This is a genomic window from Streptomyces sp. NPDC089919 (assembly GCF_040684615.1).
In the GTDB taxonomy this organism is placed as follows: Bacteria; Actinomycetota; Actinomycetes; order Streptomycetales; family Streptomycetaceae; genus Streptomyces.
This window is the reverse complement of the sequence record NZ_JBFBGK010000012.1, coordinates 28,045-45,780: the sequence shown is the minus strand read 5'-3', so window position 1 is coordinate 45,780 and position 17,736 is coordinate 28,045. Positions and strand designations below refer to the sequence as shown.

The window sequence follows — 17,736 nt, the reverse complement described above, 5'->3', positions numbered from 1 at the left end:
ATGTACGCCAGGTCATGGTCGACCCCCGCCGTCGAGGGCAGCGTGGGGAGCCATTCCTTCGTCGCCGGGCACGGCCTGTGGACCGAGGAGCAGACGGCCGCCGCCGCGCAGATCGAAGCCGGCCTGGGCGAGCTGGACTTCGTCCGCCTGGTCTTCGGCGACCCGCACGGCCTGGTCCGCATGAAGACGCTGACCGCCCGCGCCTTCGCCGGGGTGCTGCGCAACGGCATGAACTTCAGCCCGGGCCCCTTCCTGAAGGACACCGCCTGCACCACCGCCGTCAACTACCGGGCCGACGAGCCCGGCATCGGCGTCGAGGAGATCGCGGGCCTGGGCAACTTCGTGCTGGTCCCCGACCCGCTGACCTTCCTGCCGCTGCCCGGCGACGGCCCGCGCACCGCCTGGGTCATCGGCGACGAGTACCTGCGCGACGGCACCCCGCACCCGCTGTCCTCCCGCGGCGTGCTGCGCCGCACCCTGGCCCGGTACGCCGACCGCGGGCTGGCCCCCGTCCTCGGCCTCGAGGTCGAGTGGTACCTGACCCGCCGGCTCGACGACGACCCGGGCAACGCCGGCAACGGCTTCGGCCGCCAGGGGCCCGCGCCCCGCGTCGCCGCCATGAACTCCGGCTTCCAGTTCAACTGGGAGTCCGCCTACGACTCGGTCGCCCACCTCACCGACCCGCTCGCCCTGGACCTGCTGCGGCTCGGCCTGCCGCTGCGCTCCATGGAGCACGAGATGGGCCCCGGCCAGGTCGAGACCACCTTCGACCCCATGTCGGCGCTGGACACCGCCGACGCCATGCTGCTGCTGCGCACCTACACCAAGCAGTGGTGCGCCCGCCGCGGCCACCACGCCTCCTTCATGTCGCTGCCGCTGATCGACGGCGCCGACCCCAGCGGCTGGCACCTGAACCAGTCCGTGGTGGAGAGCGCCACCGGCCGCAACATCTTCAGCGCCGAGGGCCCCGCCACCGGCATGTCCCCGAACAGCAAGGCCTACTCCGAGGGCCTGCTGGACTGGCTGCGCGACCTGTTCATCCTCTCCGTGCCCTCCGTCAACGGCTACCACCGCCTGGGCACCGGCCACGCGCTGTCGCCCACCAAGGTCGGCGTGAGCCTGGAGTCGCGCACCGCGATGCTGCGGATCGTCGGCAGCGGCAACGGCGCGCACATCGAGAACCGCATCGGCGAGCCCTGCGCCAACCCGTACCTGAACATCGCCGCCCAGCTCTTCGCCGGGCTGGAGGGCCTGGACGGCCCCTCGGGGGCGGCGGCCGACGGCCCCCGCGAGGGCTCGGACACCGTCCCGCAGTCCCTGCGCGAGGCCCTGGAGGCCTTCCGCACCGGGCGGGCCGCACAGCTGCTGGGCGGGCCGCTGGCCACCGTCCTCACCAAGGTCAAGGAGAGCGAGGTGCGCCGCTACGAGGCCTGGGCGCTGGGCGCGTCCCCGGTGCCGGGCCAGGTCACCGAATGGGAGCAGCGCGAGTACTTCGCGGCCTTCTGACCCCCGGCCGGCGCCGCCGTGCCGGGAGGCCGGCCCGGCGCCGGTCCCGGCCGGGCCCGGTCTCCCTCACCGGCCCGCCCGCCCGTGTCCCACCGTTCCCTCCGACGAAGGCCTGTGATGATCCCTCGTTTCACGCTCCCCGAGATGGCGGCGCTCCTCTCGGACGAATTCCGCTACGAGACCTACGTACGCGTCGAGATCCTCGCCACCGAGGCCCAGGTCAAGCTGGGCCGGGTGCCCGCCGAGGTGCTGGACGACATGCGCCGGGCGCCCGTCCCGACGCCCGAGAAGGTCATCGAGATCCAGCGGCAGCGCGACCACGAGGTGCTGTCCTTCCTGGCCGCCTACTGCGAGGACATGCCCGAGTCCTCGGCCCGCTGGGTGCACCTCGGCATGACCAGCTACGACCTGGTCGACACGGCCCTCGGCCACATCCTGGCCGGCGCCTCCGACGTGCTGATCACCGCCGTCGAGCGGCTGCGCCGGGTCCTGACCGACCGGGCCGCCGAGCACTGGGACACCCCCACCGTCGGCCGCACCCACGGCATCCACGCCGAGCCCACCACCTTCGGCCACAAGCTCGCCGGCTTCGCCTTCGCGATCGACCGCTCGCTGGCCCGCCTGCGGGCCGCCCGCGAGGCCGTGGCCGTGGGCACCGTCTCCGGCTCGGTCGGCACGTACGCGCTGATCGACCCGGCCGTGGAGGCCTACGTCTGCCAGGAGCTGGGCCTGGGCATCGAGCCCTGCCCCAGCCAGGTCGTCGCCCGCGACCGGCACGCCCAGCTGATCCAGGCCGTCGCCCTGCTCGGCGCCTGCGTCGAGCAGATCGCCCTGGAGTTCCGGCTGCTGCAGCGCACCGAGGTCCGCGAGGTCGAGGAGCGCCGCACCGCCGCCTACCAGGGCTCCAGCGCCATGCCCCACAAGGCCAACCCGTCCGGCAGCGAGATGCTGGTGGGCCTGGCCCGGCTGCTGCGCGGGTACGCCACCACCGTCCTGGAGGACGTCGCGCTCTGGCACGAGCGGGACATCGCCCACCAGGCCGTGGAGAAGGTCGTGCTGCCCGACGCGCTGACCGTCGCCCACTTCCAGGTCACCAAGGCCGCGGACATGATCGAGAACCTGCACGTGGACACCGGCCGGATGCGCGCCGGCATCGACCACACCAACGGCCTCGTGTGGAGTTCGTCCGTCCTGGTAGAGCTCCTGGAGCGGGGCGTGGAGCGGGAGCAGGCCTACCGCGCCGTCCAGGCCGCCGCCCGCCGCACCGCCGAACAGGGCGAGAACTTCGCCGACGCGCTGCGCGCGGAGGGCATCGAGACGGCTCCCCGCCGTCCCGAGGACTTCCTCGTCAACCACCATGTCATCCACAACCGGCTGGAGGAGCTGCGCGAGCAGGCGGGCTGAACCCGCCGGGCGACCGCACTCCCCCCGCCCCAACCACCACGGAGTCAGATCATGAGCTGGGCCGAGAACGCCGCCACCTTCCTGAAGAACGACCACGTGATGCTGACCCCGCTCAGCGCGCCCGACCGCGAGGACATCCGCGCCGTCGCCATGGACCCCGACATCTGGCGCTACTTCACCGTCACCGTCGGGGACGACGCGGACTTCGAGAAGTTCTTCGACTCGAACCTCGCCGAGCACCGGGCCGGCCGCCGCGCCGTGTACGTGATCCGCGACCGCAAGACCGGCAAGGTCGCGGGCAGCATGAGCCTGCTGAGCTTCGCCGAGAAGGACCGCCGCCTCGAGATCGGCGCCTCCTGGCTCGGCAAGGACTTCCGCGGCCAGGGCGTCAACCACTGGGCCAAGTACGCCCTGCTCAAGCACGCCTTCGAGACCCTGGAGGCGGAGCGCGTCGAGTTCAAGACCGACGTCCTCAACCTCCAGGCCCGCAAGGGGCTCGCCAACATCGGCGCCACCGAGGAAGGCGTGCTGCGCAGCTTCAACTACATGCCCGGCGGCCGCCGCCGCGACGCGGTCTTCTACAGCATCCTGCGCGCCGAGTGGCCCCAGGTCGAGAAGCTGCTCCTGGAGGGTCCGAAGCCGAAGACGGCCTCGGCATGAGAGTCCACCCCAGCGGGCTCGTCCAGCTGGCCGGCACGCCCCGCGAGCTCGGCCGCGCCCACGGCGCGGCCCTCGCGGGGCCCCTGCGGGAGTTCCTGGACGACGGCCTGGCCCGGCTCAACCACCTCAGCGACCAGCCGCTGACCCTGGCCGGGCTGCGGCCCTCGATCGAGGTCTACCGGGCCGAGGTCCGCGCCGCCCTGCCCGACCTCGCCGAGGAGGTGACCGGCCTTGCGGAGGGCGCCGGGCTCACCGAGGACGAGGGCTGGCTGCTCCAGCTGCGCCGCGAGGTCCTGGGGTACACGGGCGTGCCCGCCACCGGCGACTGCTCCTCGTACGCCCGTACCTGCCCCAAGTGCGTGCCGGTGCTGGCCCAGACCGTCGACCAGCCCGGCAACCTCGACACCCACATCAACGTGCTGCGGGTGGCCAAGGACGGCTCGCCGCGCCGGGTGCTGGTGCTCAGCTTCGCCGGACTCCTGGGATTCATGGGGCTCAACAGTGACGGGCTCGCGATCGGCTTGAACCTCGTCACCGACGGGATCTGGCGCCCGGGCGTCCCGCCGTACATGGCGCTGCGCCACCTCCTGGACAGTGCGAAGGACGTGGGGGAGGCGCTGGAGGTGCTGGCCGGGCTGAGGCTGTCCAGCTCCCGGAACCTGATCATGTGCGACCGCGACCGGGTGGTGTTCGTCGAGGCGCAGGGCACCGAGCTGCGCGTCACCGAGCCCCGCACCCAGCGGGCCGCCCACACCAACCACTACCTGCACCCGGACTTCACCGGCCAGGACCGGCAGACGCCCTTCGACCGGATCTCCTCCGACGCCCGGCTGGAGGCCGCGGCCACCGGGCTGGCCGCCCTGCCCATACAGGCGGGCGCCGAGGAGCACTTCGACGTGCTGTGCAAACCCCCGCTGTGCATCCCGGACGACGGGAACATCCGGATGGAGCGCACGGTCGCCGCCGCGGTCCTCCTCCCGGTCGCCGGCGAGCTGCACCTGCGGCCCGGGGACCCCTCCCTGTCGGACACGAAGGTGTTCACCGTCTAGGACGCTGCATCAGGACTCGACCGCCGGTGGGTAGCTTCGTCGCTGGGACGCGCCCCGGTCCGGTCCGACCGGGGTGCACGCCAGGTCCCGCCGACGCACGCCCCCGGTGCCGACGACCGGGCGTGCAGGACTCACGGGGGAGGCATGACTCAGATTCCGTCGCAGGCGCTGCTCGAGCCCCATATATCCGTCCCGATATCCGTCCCACCCGCCCCGCACCCGATCCGGCTGGTCAAGGACGGGGTGCCGGGCGGGTCGCCGGGCGTTCCGGTCCGCACCGCCTCGGTGCCGGCGGGCCGGCGCATCCTGGTCGTGGACGGGGAGGCGGACATGGCCGACTCCCTGGTCACCCAGCTGCGCCGGCACGGCCACGAATCCATCGGGGTCAAGCGCGGCAGCGCGGCCCTCCAGGCGTACGAGGACGTGGACCTGGTCCTGCTCGACCTGGAACTGCCCGACCTCGACGGACTCGAGGTCTGCCGGGCGATCCGCGCGGTCAGCCGGGTGCCGGTCATCATCGTCACCGCCCGCCAGTCCGAACTGGACTGCGTCCTGGGCCTCCAGGCGGGCGCCGACGACTACGTGACCAAGCCGTACGGGCTGCGCGAGCTGATGGCCCGCATCGAGGCGGTGATGCGGCGCGCCCAGTGGCAGCCGGCCGCCGCCCAGGAGATCCGGCACGGCCGGCTGCACATCGACGTCAGCTCCCGCGAGGTGACGGTGGGCGGCGAGGAGGTCGCGCTGACCCGCAAGGAGTTCGACCTCCTGTGCCTGCTGGCCTCCCACCCGGACGCGGTCGTCCCCCGCAAGCAGCTCCTCCAGCAGGTCTGGGGCAACTCCTGGTCCCGCCGCACCGTCGACACCCACGTCTCCAGCCTCCGCGGCAAACTCGGCGACAGCGCCTGGGTCATCACGATCCGCGGCGTGGGCTTCAAACTGGGCATGGCGTAAGGGGCCCTCTTTTTTGTGCCGAAGCCGCACGGTCCCGCAGGGGGCGGTGCGGCTTCGTGCTGCGCGGCCCGGGTCCGGCTCTCCGGCGTGGTGCCGCGCCCGGCTGCCCCTGATCGGCCTGCCGGACCGGGCGGCCCACCGGGCTGAGCGCTGCTGTCGGCCCCGCCGTCGTCCGGAGCATTGCTCCGCTGTCCGCGTCAGCCGACCGAGTGCCCGCTCCTCCCCGACCTCGGCCACAACACGCCCGCCCCATCGATGCCTGCCCTGCGGTACCCGGTGACCGGAGGCACGCCGACCACCCACCGGCCCCGGCCACGCTGATCAGTTGCAGCCCAGGACGGTCCGGCTGCCGCCAGCTGGGGATCAGGCCCCGACGGGGGGCCGCAGCGCCCCCGGGGCGCGAGGACACCACGGCCCCTGCGGCCCCTCGACGGCCTTCAGCAGCCGTCGCCGCTGTGGTGTCACTGCTGCTTGCCGCCCTTCGGATGAACCGCGGTCTGGCAGCTTCCAGCGGCGGGAAACCACCGGGTGGCCCGAGCCCGGCACGGACAGTGCGTTTTCCTTCTTAAGAGGGGGACACGGCGATCCGGGTCCCGACCTGCGGAGATGGCCTTTCCTATCACCGCCCTAGGGCGGTGAAACACCGCTCCAGGGCGGTGACGACTCAACTAGAAGTGCATCTTGCACGACGATCCTCCTGAAAAGTCACGTAGCTCGTTCGGGTATGCACTCAGAGTGGATTCGTCACCCCTGCCGAGGTACGTTGACTAAACATTCTGTGCATTCAGGCGGGGGTGTCGAGCGTGCCGGAAGACAGCCGTAGATGAGCGGTGCCACCCAGGGCGAGCCCGGAGGCCAACGCCCCACCGCCCCCTACGCGTACGGTGGCCGGCACAGCACGCTGTCGCAGACCTACGTGGGGGCCTTCCTGGAATGCCCCTCCTTCACCGCCGCTGACAAGCAGGTCGCCTGCTGGTACCTCACGCAGTCGACGGGCCACGGTGAGCCGGTCGAGGAGACCCAGGCTCGGATAGCCGAGCGGCTGGGGCTGAACGCCAAGGCACTGCAGAAGATCGTCGCCAAGCTGACGGCGCACCGGATACTCGGAGCGCGGGGGAGTGTCGGGCGCACCCGCTTCTACGCCGTCAATCCCTTCCTCGGCGGACACGGGCCGGGCCGGCAGCAGCGAGAAGTCATCAAGGCGTGGCGGCCGCCGGTCATTCCGGGCTTCTGCAACGGCGACGTGGACCCGGGCGCCGCCCCAGTGCCCGAGGACGTCGCGGCCCCTACGATCCGTCCCATGGAACACCGGGAGTCGGCGTGAACATGGACCGAGGCGAGAGCGTCATCGCCATGCTCCGCATCACCAGGGAACTCACCCCCAGCCAACGCCTGGTCGTCATGCAGTACGCGGCGGAGGTCCAGGACCCTGGCGGAACCGTCCGCAGGAAAGGCCAGGACCTCGCCGCCGACATCGGCATGGCGCCGCAGATGTACTCGCGCGTCCGCCTGGAGCTCGTCAGGGCCGGCTGGCTCCGGGAGGACGAGAACGCCCGCATCGGGAACGTGCGCTACTACCGGCTCACCGCGAAGGCCGACGGGCCCGTGTCCAACGTCGTTCCACTGCAGCCCGCGTGATGCCGGGCGCTGCAACGGGACCCGAGCCGTAGAGCTCGGCGTCTGCTACCCCTTGAGGGACGCCACCCGGCGGGCTCTGGTGCCGAGGGTTCGGACGGCGGGTACGCGGGCGTGTGGCTTCAGGCGGCGGAGCATCAGGTCGAAGTGTTCGTCGCCGCGGGCGGAGGACAGGCCTTCGTACTCGTCGAGGAAGCGGCCCCAGGACTCGCAGGCCGCCTCGACGTGGCCGAGGGAGAGCTGGCGCTGGGCCAGCACGCCGTACGCGTGCAGGCGGCCCTGCCTTTCCTGTGGGACCTGGAGGCGGATGGACTCGCGCAGGGTCCGCACCGAGCCCGTCACGTCCTTCGTCTCGTTCTGGACGTGCGCGACGTGGAACAGGTACGCCGTCCGGTCGTAGCCGCCGATCGAGTCGCGCCGGTCGTCGGCGCGGGACAGGGCGCCCTCGGCCTCGCGCAGGCGCGTGAAGGCCTGGCGGCGGTCGCCGACCATGGCCGCGCCGTGCGCCTGCTGGCCGCGGAGGAAGGCGACCAGCCGGGGCCCGGCGGCGGGTGCGGCCTCGGCGGCGGAGTCTGCGAGTTGCAGGGCGCGTCGGCCGTAGCCGAGGTTCGAGGCCTGCAGCGACATGCCGCGCAGGGTGCGGCAGTACGTGAGGTGGTCCTCGGCCTCACCGGCCAGCTTGAGGGCGGAGACGTAGTACTGCTGGCCGAGCCGGTGCTCCCGCTCGTACATGGCCATCCAGCCGGTCAGGTAGACGAGGTCGGCCGCCGCGGCCAGCAGGCTCCGGCGGACGGGGGCTGCCGCCTCGGCCTTCAGCCACGGCCCGACCGTGTTGACGAGGAACGCGGCGGCCATCGGCCGGGCGTGCCCGGCGCCGAGTTCGTCGAGGATGTCGGCGATCCGGTCCGTCATCGACCGCACGGCCGCTACCTGCCCCTGTCCGACCCGGGTGGTGGCCTTCCCCGGGCGGACCGGCTCCGGCCCGTCGGCCCGGGCGAGGCCCGGGAAGAGCGGTACGGCCAGTGCGGCGGCGAACACCCCCGCAGCGATCACCCGGCGGCGGGCCGGGTCCATGTCGGCCCGCCCGAGGTCCACCAGCTCCCGCACGCTGTCCGCCTCCTGGCCCGGCGGCTCGGCGAACCCGGCCTCGGCGAAGGTGACCGGCCGCTTCAGCTTCCGCTCGAAGGCCTCGATCACGAGGGCTCTGACCTGCGGCCGCGGCTGGTGCCCGGCGACCCACTGGGAGACAGCCGGCTGACCGTACATCAGGGCCAGCCCGGCCTCGGCGCCGATCCGGTTGACGATCGAGGCGAGCTGGCTGCGCGACCAACGGGCCTGCTCGAGAAGAGCGGCCAAGCCGTGGTTGGGCGCAGGCGTGCGTCGTGCCATGAGCAACTCCCGGCGGTGTGCATGGCATGCATGGAGTTCCGACCTCTCCACGGTACTCGCGGAGGGTGATCGTGCGGTTACCTCTTCGCAAGCACCCGTATCCGGGCGGGGACGCGGGCGCACGTCCGAGAGGCAGGAGAGCACAGGTATGAGCACGACCGGTGGCGAGGGGGCCGAAGGGGTGGCGCTCGTGGCCAGGGCGTTGGTGCCGTACGGGCAGAAGCCGGGGGCGGAGGCGATCGTGGGGCTGACGGACGCGCTGTTGCGGTACGGCGGCGGGCTGCTGCCGGCGGTGGCCGGGCTGGAGCCGGACGACCGGCTCCGGGGAGCGCTGAAGGACTGGCGCACCCTCACCGGCCGCGGCCCGGCCGACGAGGCGCTGGGCAGCTGGAACTTCTGCCGCGGCGTCGCCCGCACCGTCCGCACCTTCCACCAGGCCCTCGGCCTTCCGGTCCCCCGGCCGGGGGCGGTGGCGGGCAGTGGTCCCGCCCAGCCCGACGTCCGGCCGGTGCCCGGCACCGGGGTACCCGCCCTGCGGGCCGCCATCGCGGCCCACGCACCGCAGCTCCTGGCGGAGTTCGAGGCCGACTGGCGGGCCCGGGTCGCCGACACCTACGACGTCGACGCGGCGCCCGGCTTCCTGGCCCGCTGGCGGGACGCCTACGCCGCGGCCGCTACCAGCCCCGTTCCGTAGGCGGCAAGGCCGTTGAGTGGTGGGATTCGGCGGCGCGGAGTTCTTCGGCGAAGAGTTGCCAGAGTTCGGCGTGGCCGCTCATGAGTTCGGCCATCTGGCCCGTGCAGTGGGGCGGGAGGTTGGCGATGATGCGCTGGCGGTCGCGGGCCAGCTGCTGGCAGGCGTCGAGCATGCGCAGGATGGAGCGGCCGACCTCGTTGAGGCGCAGGGACGGGTCCCGGCGCAGTGCGTCGAAGATCATGAAGAGTTCGCCGGGGGAGCGGGATTCCGCGCCGGTCCGGGCGTCCTCCTCCTCGCGCGGCGCGGCCGGTGCCGCCCCCCGCTGGCGCGGCGGTACCGGGTCGTCCCCGCGCAGCAGCCGGTCGCGTACGTCGGCCACGGTCGCCGGGGAGATGCCGGCCTGCCGGGCGATGGTGCGCAGCGAGGCCTTGGGGTCGCTGCGCAGCAGCTGGCCGGCGAGCTCGCGGCCCTGCGCGGTGCTCAGCGGCCGGGCCCGGCCGTCCAGGCCGACCCGGCGTTCGCAGTGCGGCAGCCCCTGGGTGCCCAGCCGGATCTCGGAGACCTTCTTGGCGGAGAGCCCGGCGACCACCGCGATCGCCCGGTCCGACCAGTGCGGCCGGGCGGTGACGATCCGCTCCGCCGCGGCGAAGCGGTCGGCCTGGGACAGCGGCCGGCCCTGCGTCACGTTCATCGCGACGGCGAGCAGGGCCGCGTCCTCCCTGGTGCCGTCGAAGTAGCGGGCCTCGATGGTCTCGCGGCCCTTGAGGGCGGCGGCCCGCAGCCGGTGCAGGCCGTCGATGACGGTCATGGTCGGCCGGTGCACCACGATCGGCGGCAACCGGGTCTCCAGGCCGGCGAGGGTCAGCGCCCACTCGCCGTCCACCCCGGCCGTACGCGGCGTGAAGGACACGGTGAGGTCGGCGATCAGCACCTGCTCGACGGGTGCCTCGCGCAGGACCGCGTCGCGCAGTGCGAGCAGCCGCTCCGAGCTGTTGTCGTGGGGTATGCCCAGAACCTGGTTGGCAAGCACCGCGGCTCCTCGTTGACACAAGCGGTCGGGCAGCCCGGTCGTGTCCGCAAAGTACCGCCGTCCGCCCGAAGGGCGGGCCCCGCGACTCCCCCAGCTACCGCTGGGAGGTGCCCCCAGGTGCCGTGCATCGCAAGGCGGAGGGTCGCCCGATTACTGGACGTACTTGGGCGTGCCCGACAACGCAGCGAGGTGCGGTGCCAGGCGTCGCGGGGCAGGCGGGACTTTGCGGACACGACCGAGGCTGGCGGGCTGAAACGGGCCCGCCACGGACCTTGTCAAGTCGCGCTGACGTGCCGCTGACGCACGGCTGACGCCGGCCCCGCGGCCAGCGCTTTGCCGCCGCCGCGAGCGAGACGCGAGTCCCCCCTGTTGGACTGAAGCTTGAACTGTCCGCGAGTTGTGCGAACTTGGTTGAAGGGGGAGCGATAGTGGCGACTACCGCAGAGGCGGTGAGCAAGCCGCAGGAGGGGGTGCGCCAGTTCAGCGTCCGTCTCTTGATGCTCCCGCTCTTGATCGCGATGCTGCTCGCTCAGATGGACAACATGATCGTGGGCACGGCCATGCCCACCGTCGTCAGCGATCTCGGCGGTTTCGAGCACCTGTCGTGGGTGGTCACCGCGTACTCCCTCGCCACGGCGGCCGCCACGCCCATCTGGGGCAAGCTCGGGGACATGTACGGCCGCAAGAACATCTTCATGGCCGCGATCGTCATCTTCCTGATCGGCTCCGCCCTCAGCGGCATGGCCCAGGACATGAACCAGCTGATCGGCTTCCGGGTCCTCCAGGGCCTGGGCGCGGGCGGCATCTACGCCGGCGTGCTGTCGATCATGGGTGACCTGGTGCCCCCGCGCGAGCAGGGCAAGTACCAGGGCATGATGGCCAGCCTGATGGCGGTGGCGATGATCGGCGGCCCGACCGTCGGCGGGGCGATCACCGACCACATGGGCTGGCGCTGGGCGTTCTACATCAACATCCCGCTGGGCCTGGCCGCCCTCGCGATGATCAGCACGATGCTGCACCTGCCCAAGCGGAAGGCCAAGGCCCGGGTCGACTATCTGGGCGCGGCCCTGCTCACCGGCGGCATCACCGCCCTCGTCCTGACCACGACCTGGGGCGGCAACGAGTACGCCTGGGGCTCGGGCCAGATCCTGGGCCTGGGCGCCGCGGGCGTGGTGGTCCTGGCCGGCTTCGTCTTCTGGGAGACCAGGGCGGCCGAGCCGATCATGCCGCTGTACATCTTCCGCAACCGCAACTACTCGCTGATGGCGGTCATCGGCACGGTGATCGGCTTCGTGATGTTCGGCGCGGTCCTCTACCTGCCGCTCTTCCAGCAGACCGTGCAGGGCGTCAACGCCACCAACTCCGGCCTGCTGCTGATGCCGATGCTCGGCACGATGATCATCGTCTCCTCCATCATCGGCAAGGTCACCACCAGCAACGGCCGCTACCGGATCTACCCGGTCCTGGCGGGCGTGCTGATGGCCATCGGCATGTACCTGCTCTCCGAGATGGACTCCGGCACCTCGCAGTTCGAGTCGGGCGTCTACATGGCGGTCTTCGGCGCCGGCCTCGGCTGCGTGCTCCAGCTCGTCATGGTGATCATCCAGAACAGCGTGGAGATGAAGGACATGGGCGTGGCCTCGGCCTCGGTCATGACCTTCCGGATGCTGGGCGGTTCGATCGGCGTGGCCGTCATGGGCTCGCTCTTCAACCGCGAGGTGAAGGACGCGATGGGCGGCCAGAGCGGCGCCTCGGTCAACCTGGAGACCGCCCGGGTGGACGCCGACAGCCTGGCGAAGATGTCCGCCCCGGTCCGCGAGGCCTACCGGCACGCCACCGCCGCCGGCACCCACACGGCCTTCCTGGTCGGTGCGGTCGCCGCCCTGGTGGCGCTGGCGGCCGGGCTCTTCGTCAAGCAGGTGGCGCTGCGCCAGAGCAGCGGCCCCTCGCTGGAGAGCCTGCACTGACCAGAGGTCACCCCCGAGAAGGCGCCCCCCGCACGGGGGGCGCCTTTTTCGCGGCCGCCGCCGGCCGTCGGGCCGGTGCTCCAGCAAGAGCCCAGTCCGGGTTGAGTGCGGCCGCCGAACGTAGCCCGAGAAGGAGACCCCAGTGGCCGTCATGCGCGGGGCGAGAGTCGGCGTCCCCGCCGCACCCCGTGGGGGCCGCCGCCGACGCCGCCGCGCTGTGCCGCCCGGCACACCGGGAATCCACCAAGACTTCGGGGACGCTGCCGGAGACCCCGGCGCTGCCGGCACGGGACGCCGGCCGCCCAGGCGTCCCCGTCTGCCGAGCGGAGTGTCCTAGTGAGCAGCGGACGTATGGAAGTGTGCCTGGTCGGCGCCGGACCGCGCGGGCTGTCGGTGCTGGAGCGGCTGTGCGCCCAGGAGCGGAAGTCGCCCCGCTGGGACCGGCTGACCGTGCACGTGGTCGAGCCCGACCCGCCGGGCTCCGGACGGGTGTGGCGCCCCAGCCAGTCCCGCCACCTCCTCATGAACACGGTCGCCTCGCAGGTCACCGTGTACACCGACGCCAGCGTGAGCATCGACGGACCGCTGGAGGAGGGGCCGAGCCTGTACCAGTGGGCCAAGGCGCTGGGCCCCAGCGCCCTGGGCTCCGGCTCCGGCGCGGCGTACGACGACGAGACCCTGGCCGAGGCCCGCGACCTGGGACCGGACACCTACCCCACCCGCGCCCTGTACGGCCAGTACCTGCACTGGGTGTTCCAGCAGGTCACCGCCAACGCGGCCGGGCACACCGAGGTCGTCGTGCACCCTGTGCGCGCGGTCGCCGTCGAGGACGAGGACGAGGAGCTGGGCGGCGCCGGCCCCCAGAGCGTGGTCCTCGAGGACGGCACCCGGCTCACCGGCCTGTCGGCCGTGGTCCTCGCCCAGGGCCACGTCCAGGTGCACCTGACCGACACCGAGCGGGAACTGACCGGCTACGCGGAGCGCCAGGGCCTGAGGTACATCGCCCCGGCCAACCCGGCCGACGTGGACCTGAGCGGCATCGCGCCGGGCGAGAGCGTGCTGCTGCGCGGCCTGGGGCTCAACTTCTTCGACTACATGGCCCTCTTCACGCACGCCCGCGGCGGGGTCTTCGAGCGCGTGGCCGGCGGCCTGGTCTACCGGCCCTCGGGCCGCGAGCCGCGCCTGTACGCCAGCTCCCGGCGCGGCGTGCCGTACCAGGCCCGCGGCGACAACGAGAAGGGCGCCCACGGCCGCTACTTCCCCCGCCTGCTGACCGCCGAGTACATCGCCGGGCTGCGCGAGGGCGCCGCCGGCCGGGGCATCGGCTTCGGCACCGAACTGTGGCCGCTGATCTCCAAGGAGGTCCGCTGCGTCTACTACGAGACGCTGCTGGCCCCCCGCACCGCCCCCGCGGACCTCGCGCGCTTCGCCGAGGGCTTCCTGGCCGCCGACGCCGACGCGGAGGAGGAGCTGCTGGCCGCCGCCGGGGTCGGCGAGGACGAGCGCTGGGACTGGGACACCGTCGCCCGCCCCTACGGCGAGCGGGTCTTCCGCGACCTGGCCGAGTTCCGCACCTGGCTGCGCGACTACCTCGACGAGGACGTCCGCCGGGCCCGCCAGGGCAACGTCTCGGGCCCCTTCAAGGCCGCCCTGGACCTGCTGCGCGACCTGCGCAACGAACTGCGCCTGGCCATCGACCACGGCGGCCTCGACGCGGACTCGCACCGCGTGGAGCTCGACGAGTGGTACACCCCGCTCAACGCCTACCTCTCCATCGGCCCGCCGGCCTCCCGCATCGAGGAGATGGCCGCCCTGATCGACGCGGGCGTCCTGGAGGTGACCGGCCCCGGCCTGCGGATCAGCGCCGACCCGGAGCACCCCGAAGGCGCCTGCTTCACCGGCGTCTCCACCGAGATAGCGGGGCTGACGGTGCGCGCCACCGTGCTGATCGAGGCCCGGCTGCCGGAGATCGACCTGCGCCGCACCTCCGACCCGCTGATGGCCCGGCTGCTGCGTTCGGGCCAGGCCCGCAGCTACCGGATCCCCGGCACCGGCGGCGCGGCCGACCACGAGACCGGCGGCCTGGCCGTCTCCGAGCGGCCGTACCACCTGCTCGACGCGCAGGGCGTGGCGCACCCGCGCCGGTTCGCGTACGGGGTGCCCACCGAGTCCGTGCACTGGGTCACCGCGGCCGGCATCCGGCCCGGGGTCGGCTCGGTCACCCTGGAGGACTCCGACGCCATCGCGGCCGCCGTCCTCGCCCTGCCGCGGGTCCCGGCCACCGCCGGGGAGCTGACGGCCCGCCGCGAGCGCGCCGCCCTGGGCGGCAGCGCCGGCGCCGGCACGGGGGCGGCCGCATGACGCTCCCGCAGGAGGGCGCCGCCGCCGCGGCGCCCGCCCCCGGGTACGCGGACGCCGGGCTGCTCTCCCCGGTACGCGCCGGCACCCCCGTCGAGGCGGCCGTCGGCGACCCCGCCTGGCTCCAGGCGATGCTGGACGCCGAGGCCGCGCTGGTGCGCGCCCAGGCGGGCTGCGGCACCGTCCCGGCCGCCGCCGCGGCGGCCGTCACGGCCGCGGCCCGCGCCGAGCTGCTGGACGTCCGGGCCCTGGCGCTGGCCGCCCGCGAGACGGCCAACCCGGTGGTCGGCCTGGTCAAGGCCCTCACCGCGGTGGTCGCCGACCGCTCGCCCGACCACGCCGAGTACGTGCACCGCGGCTCCACCAGCCAGGACATCCTCGACACCGGCGCGATGCTGGTCGCCGCCCGGGCGCTGCGGCTGATCACCGCCGACCTGCGGGCCACCGCCGAGGCGCTGGCCCCGCTGGCCGCCGCCCACCGGGACACCGTCATGGCCGGCCGCACCCTGGCCCTGCACGCCGTACCCGTCACCTTCGGCCTCAAGGCGGCCGGCTGGCGCCAGCTGGTCCTGGAGGCCGCCGACCGCCTCGAGCGGGTCGAACTGCCGGTCTCCCTGGGCGGCGCGGCCGGCACCCTCGCCGGCTACCTCCAGTACGCCGGCCAGGACGCGGACCCCGCGAAGGTGCTGCCCGACCTGCTCGCCGGCTTCGCGCGCGAGACCGGCCTGGCCGAGCCCGTCCTGCCCTGGCACGCGCTGCGCACCCCGATCGCCGACCTGGGCGCCGCCCTGGCGCACACCACCGGCGCGCTCGGCAAGATCGCCGCGGACGTGCTGGCGCTGACCCGCACCGAGACCGGCGAGGTGGCCGAGCCGGCGGTGAGCGGCCGGGGCGCCTCCTCCGCGATGCCGCACAAGCGCAACCCGGTGCTGGCCACGATGATCCGCTCGGCCGCCCTCCAGGTGCCCGCGCTGGCCGCCGTCCTGGCCGCCTGCCTGGTCACCGAGGACGAGCGGTCCGCGGGCGTGTGGCACTCCGAATGGCAGCCGCTGCGCGAGTGCCTGCGGCTGACCGGCGGGGCCGCGCACACCGCCCTCGAACTGGCCCGGGGCCTGGCCGTGCACCCCGGGCGGATGCGCGCCAACCTGGCCGCCACCGCCGGCCAGATCGCCTCCGAGCGGGTCTCGGCGGTACTGGCCCCCCGCCTCGGCAAGGCCGAGGCCAAGGACCTGCTGGGCCGGGCCTCCGTCGAGGCCGACCGCACCGGCCGTCCGCTCGCGGACGTCCTGGCGGCCCGGCCCGAGCTGGCCGGTGTCCTCACCCCGGCCGAACTGGCCGCGCTGCTGGACCCGGCCGGCTACACCGGCATGGCCGGCGCACTGGTCGACCGGGCGCTTTCCGGCCACCGGCCGGCCGCCGGCGCGGCCGATGACCGGAATCTCGCCGACCGGAGGACGGGCGGTCGAGTGCCGGTCGATCGGGGGCCGGTAGACCGGAAGGCGACCGGGCGACCGGCGCCGGGCGAGAGCCGCGACACCACCGTTGACTACCAAGGGGCGACAGGGACATGAGCCAGACGGACACCGACGTCATCATCGTGGGAGCCGGCCCCGTGGGGCTCATGCTGGCCTGCGAACTGCGACTGGCCGGGGTCGAATGCCTCGTGCTGGAGAAGTCCACCGAGCCGACCGACCAGTCGCGCGCCCTGGGCTTCACCTCGCGCACCATCGAGACCTTCGACCAGCGCGGCCTGCTGCCCCGCTTCGGCGGCTTCGACACCATCCAGTACGGCCACTTCGGCGGCGTGCCGATGGACTTCACCGAGGTCCCGGACAGCTCGTACGGCGCCAAGGGCGTGCCCCAGTCGCTGACCGTCGCGGTGCTCAACGCCTGGGCCGACGAGCTGGGCGCCCCGGTGCGCCGCGGCTGGGAGGTCACCGACCTCGAGGACGGCGAGGAGCGGGTGGCGGTGGAGGTGACCGGCCCCGAGGGCCCGGCCCGGCTGACCGCGAAGTACCTGGTGGGCTGCGACGGCGCCCGCAGCACCATCCGCAAGCGGACCGGCATCGGCTTCCCCGGCCACGACGCGGCCATCGAGCTGGACTTCGCCGAGGTCGTCGGCGTCCAGGTGCGCCCGCGGCCCAACGGCGAGCGCAGCGAGGACGGCCTGGTCCTGGCCTTCCAGCAGGGCCCGGACATCTTCCGCGTCACCTACTACGACCGCCACCTGGTGCCCCGCAAGGCCGACGAGACGCCCTCCTTCGAGGAGGTCAGCGACACCTGGAAGCGGCTCACCGGCGAGGACATCAGCCACGGCACCCCCCGCTGGATCGGCAAGTTCACCGACGCCACCCGGCAGGCCGCCGAGTACCGGCGCGGCCGGGTCTTCCTGGCCGGCGACGCCGCCCACATCCACCTGCCCATCGGCGGGCAGGGCATGAGCGCGGGCGTGCAGGACGCCGTCAACCTCGGCTGGAAGCTGGCCGCCGCGATCCACGGCACCGCCCCGGCGGACCTGCTGGACACGTACCACTCCGAGCGGCACCCGGTCGGCGAGCGGGTCATCACCAACACCCTCACCCAGCGGATGCTCTACATCTCCGGCTCCGAGATGCAGCCGATGCGCGACCTCTTCGGCGAGCTGGCGCAGTTCCCGGCGGTGCGCAAGCACCTCATCGACATGATCACGGGGCTGGACATCCGCTACGAGACCGGCCCCGGGGAGCACCCGCTGCTGGGCCGCCGGCTCCCGGACGCCGAACTGACCGAGGTCGCCGGCCGGGACGGCGCCGCCGGCGAGGACGGCACCAGCAGCACCTTCGCGCTGCTGCACCCGGCCCGCCCCTTCGTCCTGGACCTGACCGGCGACGCGCAGGTGCGCGCCGCGGCCGCCCGCTGGGCCGGTCGGGTCGACACCGTCTCGGCCCGCCCGGCGGGCGGCGCCGAGGGACTTTTCGGGGGTGTGAGCGCGCTCCTCGTCCGCCCCGACGGATACCTCGCCTGGGTCGGTACCACCGGCACGGGCGCCGAGGGCCTCACCGAGGCCCTCACCCGGTGGTTCGGCGTCCCCGTCGCCGACTGAACACCCAAGGA

At 73.3% G+C, this 17,736-nt stretch carries 14 protein-coding genes; 12 read left to right on the top strand and 2 right to left on the bottom strand.

Going from position 1 to position 17,736, the window contains the following annotated elements; genetic code table 11:
• From AB0O40_RS07935 to AB0O40_RS07905, 7 genes are all read left to right on the top strand, one after another.
• A complete protein-coding gene (locus tag AB0O40_RS07935) occupies nt 1-1,506 on the top strand; it encodes a glutamine synthetase family protein (RefSeq protein ID WP_365036818.1) in 1,506 nt (501 codons plus the stop codon).
• 117 nt (nt 1,507-1,623) lie between these two features.
• Complete coding sequence (purB, locus tag AB0O40_RS07930; RefSeq protein ID WP_365036816.1) at nt 1,624-2,910, top strand: adenylosuccinate lyase; 1,287 nt, start codon at nt 1,624-1,626, stop codon at nt 2,908-2,910.
• 51 nt (nt 2,911-2,961) lie between these two features.
• Nucleotides 2,962-3,570, top strand: coding sequence for a GNAT family protein (locus AB0O40_RS07925; protein WP_365036814.1), 609 nt, complete (start codon nt 2,962-2,964; stop codon nt 3,568-3,570).
• On the top strand, nt 3,567-4,619 hold the full coding sequence (locus AB0O40_RS07920) for a C45 family peptidase (protein WP_365036812.1): 1,053 nt from the start codon (nt 3,567-3,569) through the stop codon (nt 4,617-4,619). The genes AB0O40_RS07925 and AB0O40_RS07920 overlap by 4 nt, the downstream gene beginning before the upstream one ends.
• 144 nt (nt 4,620-4,763) lie before the next feature.
• The gene (locus AB0O40_RS07915) at nt 4,764-5,570 is read left to right on the top strand and encodes a response regulator transcription factor (protein WP_365036810.1); all 807 of its coding nucleotides are present in this window, start codon (nt 4,764-4,766) and stop codon (nt 5,568-5,570) included.
• Nucleotides 5,571-6,393: 823 nt separating this feature from the next.
• A complete protein-coding gene (locus AB0O40_RS07910; protein WP_365036808.1) occupies nt 6,394-6,894 on the top strand; it encodes a MarR family transcriptional regulator in 501 nt (166 codons plus the stop codon).
• Nucleotides 6,891-7,208: a replication initiation protein, RepL2 gene (locus tag AB0O40_RS07905; RefSeq protein WP_365036806.1), complete on the top strand. Its 318-nt coding sequence runs from the start codon at nt 6,891-6,893 to the stop codon at nt 7,206-7,208. The genes AB0O40_RS07910 and AB0O40_RS07905 overlap by 4 nt, the downstream gene beginning before the upstream one ends.
• Nucleotides 7,209-7,253: 45 nt before the next feature.
• Here the strand turns inward: AB0O40_RS07905 and AB0O40_RS07900 are convergent, their stop codons facing one another.
• Nucleotides 7,254-8,594 (bottom strand): hypothetical protein, encoded by a 1,341-nt coding sequence (locus tag AB0O40_RS07900; RefSeq protein WP_365036804.1) that lies wholly within the window; start codon nt 8,592-8,594, stop codon nt 7,254-7,256.
• Nucleotides 8,595-8,742: 148 nt separating this feature from the next.
• Between AB0O40_RS07900 and AB0O40_RS07895 the strand changes: the two genes are divergently transcribed.
• Nucleotides 8,743-9,288, top strand: coding sequence for a DUF6415 family natural product biosynthesis protein (locus tag AB0O40_RS07895; RefSeq protein WP_365036802.1), 546 nt, complete (start codon nt 8,743-8,745; stop codon nt 9,286-9,288).
• On the opposite strand, the gene AB0O40_RS07890 is transcribed toward AB0O40_RS07895, so the two are convergent.
• A complete protein-coding gene (locus tag AB0O40_RS07890) occupies nt 9,269-10,318 on the bottom strand; it encodes a ParB N-terminal domain-containing protein (protein WP_365036800.1) in 1,050 nt (349 codons plus the stop codon). The genes AB0O40_RS07895 and AB0O40_RS07890 overlap by 20 nt on opposite strands.
• A 428-nt stretch (nt 10,319-10,746) precedes the next feature.
• Between AB0O40_RS07890 and AB0O40_RS07885 the strand changes: the two genes are divergently transcribed.
• The 4 genes from AB0O40_RS07885 (at nt 10,747) to AB0O40_RS07870 (ending at nt 17,725) form a co-directional block, all read left to right on the top strand.
• Complete coding sequence (locus AB0O40_RS07885; RefSeq protein WP_365036798.1) at nt 10,747-12,285, top strand: MDR family MFS transporter; 1,539 nt, start codon at nt 10,747-10,749, stop codon at nt 12,283-12,285.
• 336 nt (nt 12,286-12,621) lie between these two features.
• A complete protein-coding gene (locus AB0O40_RS07880) occupies nt 12,622-14,646 on the top strand; it encodes an FAD/NAD(P)-binding protein (RefSeq protein WP_365036796.1) in 2,025 nt (674 codons plus the stop codon).
• A complete protein-coding gene (locus AB0O40_RS07875) occupies nt 14,643-16,214 on the top strand; it encodes an adenylosuccinate lyase family protein (RefSeq protein ID WP_365036795.1) in 1,572 nt (523 codons plus the stop codon). Before AB0O40_RS07880 ends, AB0O40_RS07875 begins: the two co-directional genes overlap by 4 nt.
• Nucleotides 16,211-17,725 carry an FAD-dependent monooxygenase gene (locus tag AB0O40_RS07870; RefSeq protein WP_365036793.1) on the top strand — a complete coding sequence of 505 codons (1,515 nt, stop codon included), beginning with the start codon at nt 16,211-16,213 and terminating at the stop codon, nt 17,723-17,725. Before AB0O40_RS07875 ends, AB0O40_RS07870 begins: the two co-directional genes overlap by 4 nt.
• The last annotated feature ends 11 nt before the right edge of the window (nt 17,726-17,736 follow it).